Source organism: Streptomyces sp. NPDC054863 (assembly GCF_053610825.1).
This window is the reverse complement of the sequence record NZ_JBSGZD010000303.1, coordinates 1-9,522: the sequence shown is the minus strand read 5'-3', so window position 1 is coordinate 9,522 and position 9,522 is coordinate 1. Positions and strand designations below refer to the sequence as shown.

Genomic DNA, 9,522 nt, shown 5'->3' with positions numbered 1-9,522 from the left:
GCCCCGGCACGGTGTGCCGGGGCCGCACCGTTCGACTCAACCGGTCTTCATGCCTGCCCGGTTGCACTCGCGGGACTTCCCGCCGCGCCACAGTCGGCGGGACCTCGCCCCACCCGGCCGCATTCCCCGGACCTCGCCGGATTCCCCCGCATTCCCACCGCTCAGTCCGAGAGCTCTGAGAGGTCCGAGAGGCCCGAGAACTCCGAAAGCCCCTCACCGTCTCCGCCGTGCCCCACCCACCCCGTCTGCACCAGCGACGACCCCCGTCTCCGCGACACCACCACCCCCCGCCCCGCGGGCATCGCCCGCGGCCGTACACCCCCGAAGACATCGCCCTCACCCGGATCGCCGGACAGTACGATCCCCTGCGCCCCCAGCTCCACCATTCGCTGTACGAACGGCTCGTACGCCGCCCTGCTCGCCCCCGCAGTGTTCCGCGCGACCACGAACCGCACCCCCACGTCCCGTGCGAACGGCAGCAGTTCCGCCAGCGGCGCGAGGGGATTGCCGCTCGACGTCGACACCAGGTCGTAGTCGTCGACCACCACGAACACCGTCGGCCCCTGCCACCAGCTCCGCTCCCGCAACTCCCGCGCGGTGACGTCCGCCGACGGCGCCCGCCGCCGCATCAGTTCCACCAGTGCCTCCACGTGGTGGTCCATGGAGTGCGACATGGGTACGTACTCGGCGAGGTGCGACGGGGGCGTCACGTCCAGCAGCCCGCGCCGGTTGTCGATGACGAAGATCTTGCAGTCCTCGGCCGCGTACCGCTCGCTCAACTGCCGGATCAGCAGGCGCAGCAGATTCGTCTTGCCGGACTCGCCCTCCCCGAACACCAGGAAGAACGGATCCCGCTCGAAGTCGACGAACACCGGCTCCAGCCGGTCCTCGTCGATGCCGAAGGCGATCCCCTCCGCCGGACGCGCACCGCCCGAAGGCAGCTCCCGTACCGACAACTCCCTCGGCAGCAAACGTACTTGTGGAGCAGAGTCCGCCCCGGCCCACCGCTCCGACACCTCCCGCACCAGCGCCGCCGTCGCCTCCGCGAGATCACCTCCGGACGCGAGATCACCTCCGGATGCGACATCGGCCCTGGGTGCGAGATCTTCCCCCGACCCCACCCCGTCGCCCCTCGGCACCGCCGCCATGAAGTGCAGCTTCTCCGGAGTCAGACCCCGCCCCGGCGCCCCGGCCGGCACCTGCGCGGCGACCCGCCGGTCCAGCTCCGAGTCCATGACGTCGCCGAGCCGCAGTTCCAGCCGGTTCATCAGGAGGTCCTTGAGCTGGGCCCGTACCTCCATCGAGCGCGAGGCGGTCAGTACTACATGGACGCCGTAGCCGAGCCCGCGCGCCGCGATGTCGACCACGACCGGCTCCAAGGCCTCGTACTCCGTACGGAAGTTGCCCCAGCCGTCGATCACCAGGAACACATCGCCCCCGCACCGACCGCCGTCCGCACTCCCGGCCTGCCCGCCCCGCGCCCGCATCGCCCGGTACGTCGCGACGGAATCGACGCCCGCCGCCCGGAAGTACTCCTCGCGCGCCGTCAGCACGCCGTACACCTCCGCGACCGTACGACGCACCCGCTCGGGATCCAGACGCGCCGCGACCCCGCCCACGTGCGGCAGCCCGGCCACCGCCGACAGCCCGCCACCGCCGAAGTCCAGCCCGTAGAACTGCACGTCACGCGGCGAGTGCGTCAGCGCGAACGCCGCGACGAGCGTCCGCAGCAGCGTGGACTTCCCGGACTGCGGCCCGCCGACGATCTGCATGTGCCCGGCCGCCCCGGAGAAGTCCCGCCACAGGGTGTCCCGCCGCTGCTCGTACGGCTTGTCGACCACCCCCAGCGGCACACGGAGCAACCCGCCCGCCCCGGCCACCGGCCCGCCCGTACCCGTCAGCCGGTCCAGCCCCGGCGAGCTGTCCAGCGGTGGCAGCCACACCCGGTGGGCCGCCGGACCGCGCCCCTCCAGCCGCCGCACGACCACATCCAGTACGGAATCGGCCAGCGCCTCGTCCTCGACGGCCGCCCGCGCCCCAGGCACCACAGGGCCGGGCCCCGCTCCTGCCCGCGCCCCTTCTGTCACGTACCGCACCGGCACCCGCGCCGCCGTGAACAGCACCGGCCGCCGCTCCACCGGCCGTACGCCCGAGTCGGCGGACTCCCGCACGTCCGCCGCACTCCGGTACGCCCCCGACACGTACGCCGCTTTGAACCGCACCATGTCGTCCGTCCCGTACTTCAAGTACCCCGACCCCGGCACATTCGGCAGCTGGTACGCGTCCGGCACCCCCAGCGCCGCCCGGGACTCCGCCGCCGAGAACGTCCGCAGCCCCACCCGGTACGACAGATACGTCTCAAGTCCCCGCAGCCGCCCCTCCTCCAACCGCTGGGAAGCCAGCAGCAGATGCACCCCCAGCGACCGTCCGATCCGCCCGATCTGCACGAACATCTCGATGAAGTCCGGCATCGCACTCAACAGCTCACTGAACTCGTCGATCACCAGAACGAGCGAAGGAATCGGCCGCAACGGCACCCCGCCCGCACCCGTCGCCCCCGCCACCCGCGCCCGCTCGTAGTCGTGCACGTTCGCGTAGTTGCCGGCGTCGCGCAGCAGCTCCTGCCGCCGGTTCAGCTCGCCCCGGATCGAGTCGCCCATCCGGTCGACGAGCGTCAAGTCATCGGCCAGATTGGTGATCACGGCCGCCACGTGCGGCAACTGCGCCATCCCGGCGAACGTCGCCCCGCCCTTGAAGTCCGCCAGGACGAAGTTCAAGGTCTCCGACGAGTGGGTGACCGCAAGACCCAGCACCAGCGTCCGCAGCAGCTCCGACTTCCCCGACCCGGTCGCCCCCACGCACAGCCCGTGCGGCCCCATCCCCTCCTGCGCCGCCTCCTTCAGATCCAGCAGTACGGGCGCGCCGTCCTCGCCCACCCCGATCGGCACCCGCAACCGGTCCGCCCGCGCCCGAGGCCGCCAGGACCGCGCCACCTCCACCTCGGCGGCATCCCCCAACTCCAGCAGATCCGTGAACTCCAGCTCCTCCAGCAGCGGTTCACCCCCTTCCCCGACCAAAGGCACCCGCAGCGGCGCCAACTGCCTGGCCAGCGCCTCGGCGGCCTCCAGCCCCAGACCGTCCGCCACCCCCTCGTACGCGACCCCGTGCCCCGACTCCAGCCGCAGCACCCCGCCCCGAACGACGACGGACAGCCCGCCCCGCGCATCCTCCGCACCCAGCTCACCGGGCACGACCTCGATCACCGTCACCCCCTGCAACCCCTCGGCGCCCGCCAGCACCGCCCCCGCAGGAACCGCCACCCCGTCGAGCACGACCACCACATGCGGCCGGTCCTGTACCGCGGGCCCCTCCGCCCGGAACCGGGGCCGCCCTTCCAGCACCTCCCCGAGCAGCCCTTCCAGCTCGGCAACCCCGCCCGCGACCAACCGCCGGCCCCCGGCCCCGTCAGGCTCCCCACCCACCACCTGCGCATGCGGCAGCCACTTCACCCACTCCCACTCCGCCGCACACCCCTCACCGGCGGCAACGGCCACCACCAGATCAGCGGGGGAGTGCAGCGCGGCCAACGCCCCCACCACCGCACGCGCGGAACCCCGTGCACCGGCCTCCTCCCCACTCACCGTCAGGTGGTAGAAGGCCCGCAGGGACAGGGCCATCGGCAGCCCGCCCACCGTCCCGTGGGTGTCGAGGAACCGCCGCAGCGCCCCCGCCGTCAGCGGCTCCAACTCGTCCACCGGCGCGGTCTCGGGCGCCAGCAGGGGAGTGGCCAGCGCCTGACTCCCCAGCCCCACCCGCACCTGCGCGAAGTCCGCGTCACCGGGCCTGCGCTCCCACACCCGGCTGCCCTCGGCGACCAGCGCCCACAGCTGCTCGGGCGACGGATGGAGGTAGTACTGCACGTCCCGCTGCGCGCGCGCCGTCTTCCGTACGGCCCGCCGCACCTGCGCCAGATGCACCAGATAGCCCCGCCGCAGATCGGCAAGCTGCCCCTGCGCACCACGCCGATGCCTGATGAACATGGCAACGGCCATGGCCACGGTCGACACGACCATCAGCCCGCCCATCACCTTCATGATCGCGTGCTGCCCCATGAACAGGAAGACGACCGAACCCCCCATCCCCAGCATCGGCAGGAGCTGCATCAGCACCCCCTCCTGCTGCCCGCGCGGGAGCTCCGGAGGCGGTTGCAACTGCACCGGCTCCCCGGACACGCCGGGCGGCAGAACCCGAGGCGGACGCTTCACGACGATCTGACTCACGGATCCCCAATTCCCCTACCGAACAGGCGTGTTACTCCCGCAGTCGATCACTTGCGGACGTACCCGCCGGGGATCCTACTGTCGCCGAACCCTTCCTTCCGCCGATGCACAAGCGAACGAAATTCGCACACCGGAGAGACAGGCCCGCGCATCCTTCCCGACCGTTCCACCGTTGGGCAACGGGGTGCGTCGGGCAACTCGGGCCTCTCCGCCCGCCCGGGTGCTTTCAGGCCTGTGCGGCACCTCCAGCCCGTCCGGCGTTTGAGGACGCGCGGACGCAGTCCGTGCACCGGGCGCAGCCCGGAACCCCAGCCCCCCACCGGCGCAAGCCGTACTGCCCCCCCCCCAGCCCCGCGGCCAGCGGTTCAGGTGAAGGGGCGGGGAGGGGCCGGCGCCGCAGGCAACCCCAGCCATCCACCACTCCGCACACCCCCACCGACCCGCACCACCCACCACCCGGTGCCCACGCCCCCGAAGGAGAGACCGGAGTTGACCACCCCACCCCCCACCACCATCGCTGCCCCCGCCCCCATCCCAACCCCAACCCTCCCCGCCCCCCGAACCCCCCTCTCCACCCCGACCCCCACCCCCACCGGCTTCTGCCGCCTCACCATCACCGCCCCCGACAGCCGCATCGACGTGGCCCTCCCCGACGACCTCCCCCTCGCCGACCTCCACCCCGAGATCCTCCGGCTCTCCGCCCAGCGCCCCGCCCCGTACGCCCCCGTCGGCTACCACCTCGTACGCCGCGACGGCACCGTCCTCGACAGCGCCCGCACCCTCGCCGCCCAGCGGATCCTCGACGGCGAGATCCTGGCCCTGCGCCCCTTCGCGGAGTCCCTCGCCCCACCCGTCTTCGACGACGTGTCCGACGCGGTCGCCTCGGCCGTCGCACGGGACCGCACCCTCTGGAGCGATCAACTCACCCGCACCGCAGGCCTGTTCGCGACCTCCGCCCTCCTCACCCTCCTCGCGTTCTTCCTCTGGAACACGTCCCCCGGCCACCACACACACGGCCTCCCCGGCATCCTCGCGGGACTCGCCGCCGTGCTTCTCCTCACCCTCGCCGCGGTACGCACCCGGGTGTACGAGGACCAGGGCTCGGCCGTAGCCCTCGGTGCGGCAGCCCTCGCGCACGCAGCCGTCGCAGGCACCGCCCTCCTGCCGCCCGCCCCCGGAGAAGGCCCCGGCCGCCTCCACCTCCTCCTGGCCTGCGCGGCCGTCCTCCTCGCCTCCGTACTCCTGGTCCTCGCCGCACCCCCCACCCGCACCACCCCCACCCCAGCCCCGCAACCCACTCCAGCCCCCGGCCGAGCTCCAACCCCCACCTGGGCTCCATCCCCCACCCGGACTCCACCCCCCACCGGAGCTCCCTCCACCACCCACCCCCCGACCGACGCCCCCTTCCTGGCCACCGCCCTCGCCTCCGCCACCGGCCTCCTCCTCACCTTCACCGCGACCCTCGCCGACCTCGAACCCGCCAGAGCCGCCGCTCTCTGCGCCCCGCTCCTGGTCGCCGCCCTCGCCTTCCTGCCCGGCCTCGCCGCCCGCTTCGCCCGCCTCCCCGTCGGCTTCGCCCCGCCGCCCACCACGGTCGGCGCCTTCGACCCGGCCCCCGACCCCCACCTCAGCCCCACCCACCCGGAAGCGGGCACCGGCCCCGGCCCCGACCCCGACACCAACGCCCACCTCATCGCCACCCGCACCCGCCGCGGCCACGAACTCCTGACCGGTCTGCTCGGCGGCTGCGCCCTCCTCGCCGTCGCCGCCGCAGCGGTCCTCTCCTTCTCCGGCGGCGTACGCCCCCAGGTCCTCGCGCTCGCCCTCGGCGTCGCCCTCCTGATGCGCGCCCACCTCTTCCGCCACACCGCCCAGGCCGCCTGCGTCCTCGCCGCGGGCCTCGCGACGCTCCTCCTGCTCGTCCTCGGCCTCTCGCTCCGGACGCCGCACGCCTCCGCGGGCGTACCCGACCTGCGTACGATCGGAATCACCGCAGCCACCGCCGCCGCGGCAGCCGTCCTCGCCGCGATCGCCCTGATCGTGCCGAAGAAGGGGGTCACCCCCTTCTGGGGCCGCTTCCTGGAGCTCGCCGAGGCCTGCGTCCTGCTCACCCCGGTCCCGCTGTGCCTGGCCGTCTTCGACGCCTACCACGCACTCCGTGCCACGGGCCCGTAGACCCAGGCCCGCACTCCACCGGCCCCCACCCCACAAACCGCCTGGTACTCTGACCTACGGCCGTATGTGTACGCGCCCATCGGAGTCTCCCCGGAGCTCTGGGGGCTGCGCCCAGCGGACCTACGCCTCCCGAGTAACGGAAGATCCCCCTGAGAACGAGACCAGGGGCACTCGGTGGCAATCACTTACACACGAGGAGCACGCATGGCGCTCGACGCCGCTGTCAAGAAGCAGATCATGACCGAGTTCGGCCAGAAGGAGGGCGACACCGGCTCCCCCGAGGTCCAGGTCGCCATGCTTTCCCGCCGCATCTCGGACCTGACCGAGCACCTGAAGACGCACAAGCACGACCACCACTCCCGCCGGGGTCTGCTGATCCTGGTCGGCCAGCGTCGTCGCCTGCTCCAGTACCTCGCCAAGAAGGACATCCAGCGCTTCCGCGCGCTGGTCGACCGCCTCGGCATCCGCCGCGGTGCGGCCGGCGGCGCCAAGTAGTACGCCACGAAGGGAGCGGTTCCCGCCACTGGGAGCCGCTCCCTTTGCCGTACGTACAGAGCTTGTACGTGCGCGACGTACCGGACCCCACTTAGTCTGGTACGCGAAGCACCAGCACCACGCAGGAAACAAAACGAAGAGCGAGAAGCACGACGCGTCCAGCCCGCCGGTCCTCGGTAGTGGCCCCCGGAGAAACACGACCCCGGGTGCTTCGATCGAAGACCGGCCCGCACCACGACGGAGCGCGCGCTTCTCCGCCACCGTCCCTCGCCACACGGGCGCAGGAGACGAAGACGAGGAGAAAACGCTAGTGGAGAACGAGACCCACTACGCCGAGGCCGTCATTGACAACGGTACTTTCGGCACCCGCACCATCCGCTTCGAGACGGGCCGCCTGGCCAAGCAGGCCGCCGGCTCCGCCGTCGCGTACCTGGACGACGACACCATGGTGCTGTCGGCCACGACCGCGTCGAAGCGCCCCAAGGACCAGCTCGACTTCTTCCCCCTCACGGTGGACGTCGAAGAGCGCATGTACGCCGCCGGCAAGATCCCCGGCAGCTTCTTCCGCCGTGAGGGCCGGCCCTCCGAGGACGCGATCCTCACCTGCCGCCTGATCGACCGGCCGCTGCGCCCCTCCTTCAAGAAGGGCCTGCGCAACGAGATCCAGATCGTCGAGACGATCATGGCGCTCAACCCCGACCACCTGTACGACGTGGTGGCCATCAACGCCGCGTCCTGCTCCACGATCCTGGCGGGCCTGCCCTTCTCCGGCCCGATCGGCGCCACCCGCGTCGCCCTGATCAAGGGTCAGTGGGTCGCGTTCCCGACGCACACCGAGCTTGAGGACGCCGTCTTCGACATGGTCGTCGCCGGTCGCGTCCTGGAGGACGGCGACGTCGCGATCATGATGGTCGAGGCCGAGGCCACCGAGAAGACCATCCAGCTCGTCAAGGACGGCGCCGAGGCTCCCACCGAGGAGATCGTCGCCGCCGGTCTGGAAGCCGCGAAGCCCTTCATCAAGGGTCTCTGCAAGGCCCAGTCGGACCTCGCCTCCAAGGCTGCCAAGCCCACCGGCGAGTTCCCGGTCTTCCTCGACTACCAGGACGACGTCCTGGAGGCCCTCACCAAGGCCGTCAGGTCGGAGCTGTCCCAGGCGCTCACCATCGCGGGCAAGCAGGAGCGCGAGCTTGAGCTGGACCGCATCAAGGAGATCGCCGCCGAGAAGCTCCTCCCGGCCTTCGAGGGCCGCGAGAAGGAGATCTCCGGTGCCTACCGCGCCCTGACGAAGAAGCTCGTCCGCGAGCGCGTCATCAAGGACAAGGTCCGCATCGACGGCCGCGGCGTCACGGACATCCGTACGCTGGCCGCCGAGGTCGAGGCCATCCCGCGCGTGCACGGCTCCGCCCTGTTCGAGCGTGGCGAGACCCAGATCCTGGGCGTCACCACCCTCAACATGCTGCGCATGGAGCAGATGCTGGACACCCTCTCCCCGGTGACCCGCAAGCGCTACATGCACAACTACAACTTCCCGCCGTACTCCGTCGGTGAGACGGGCCGCGTCGGCTCCCCGAAGCGCCGCGAGATCGGCCACGGCGCGCTCGCCGAGCGCGCGATCGTGCCGGTCCTGCCGACGCGCGAGGAGTTCCCCTACGCGATCCGCCAGGTCTCCGAGGCGCTGGGCTCCAACGGCTCCACGTCGATGGGCTCGGTCTGCGCCTCCACCATGTCGCTGCTGAACGCCGGTGTGCCGCTCAAGGCCCCCGTCGCCGGCATCGCCATGGGCCTCATCTCCGAGGAGATCGACGGCAAGACGCACTACGTCGCGCTGACCGACATCCTCGGCGCCGAGGACGCGTTCGGCGACATGGACTTCAAGGTCGCCGGTACGAAGACCTTCGTCACGGCCCTCCAGCTCGACACCAAGCTCGACGGCATCCCGTCGTCGGTCCTGGACGCCGCGCTGAAGCAGGCCCGCGACGCACGTCTGCACATCCTCGACGTGATGAACGAGGCCATCGACGTTCCGGACGAGATGTCCCCGAACGCGCCGCGCATCATCACGGTCAAGATCCCGGTGGACAAGATCGGTGAGGTCATCGGCCCCAAGGGCAAGATGATCAACCAGATCCAGGAGGACACCGGCGCCGACATCACGATCGAGGACGACGGCACCATCTACATCGGTGCCGCCGACGGACCGGCCGCCGAGGCCGCCCGCGCCACGATCAACTCGATCGCCAACCCGACCATGCCGGAGGTCGGCGAGCGCTACCTGGGTACGGTCGTCAAGACCACCACCTTCGGTGCGTTCGTGTCGCTCATGCCGGGCAAGGACGGCCTGCTGCACATCTCGCAGATCCGCAAGCTCGCCGGTGGCAAGCGCGTGGAGAACGTCGAGGACGTGCTCGCGGTCGGCTCCAAGGTGCAGGTCGAGATCGGCGAGATCGACTCCCGCGGCAAGCTCTCCCTCATCCCCGTCATCGAGGGTGAAGAGGGCGACGACAAGAAGGACGACGCCTAAAAGTGACGTCGAGTAGTTCCGTGACGACGGCCCGCACCTCCTCGGAGGGGC

4 protein-coding genes are annotated in these 9,522 nt (G+C 71.4%); 3 read left to right on the top strand and 1 reads right to left on the bottom strand.

Annotation, left to right across the window (positions count from 1 at the left end; genetic code table 11):
• Positions 1 to 161 precede the first annotated feature (161 nt).
• Positions 162 to 4,280 (bottom strand): type VII secretion protein EccCa, encoded by a 4,119-nt coding sequence (eccCa, locus tag ACWGIG_RS33015; protein ID WP_453325371.1) that lies wholly within the window; start codon positions 4,278 to 4,280, stop codon positions 162 to 164.
• A gap of 531 nt (positions 4,281 to 4,811) precedes the next feature.
• Here eccCa and ACWGIG_RS33010 point away from each other — a divergent pair.
• The 3 genes from ACWGIG_RS33010 (at position 4,812) to ACWGIG_RS33000 (ending at position 9,471) form a co-directional block, all read left to right on the top strand.
• Complete coding sequence (locus ACWGIG_RS33010) at positions 4,812 to 6,455, top strand: EsaB/YukD family protein (RefSeq protein ID WP_453325372.1); 1,644 nt, start codon at positions 4,812 to 4,814, stop codon at positions 6,453 to 6,455.
• Between the two features lie 204 nt (positions 6,456 to 6,659).
• Positions 6,660 to 6,950 (top strand): 30S ribosomal protein S15, encoded by a 291-nt coding sequence (gene rpsO / locus ACWGIG_RS33005; protein ID WP_362416654.1) that lies wholly within the window; start codon positions 6,660 to 6,662, stop codon positions 6,948 to 6,950.
• A 310-nt stretch (positions 6,951 to 7,260) separates the two neighbouring features.
• The gene (locus ACWGIG_RS33000; protein ID WP_453325370.1) at positions 7,261 to 9,471 is read left to right on the top strand and encodes a polyribonucleotide nucleotidyltransferase; all 2,211 of its coding nucleotides are present in this window, start codon (positions 7,261 to 7,263) and stop codon (positions 9,469 to 9,471) included.
• Positions 9,472 to 9,522 lie beyond the last annotated feature (51 nt).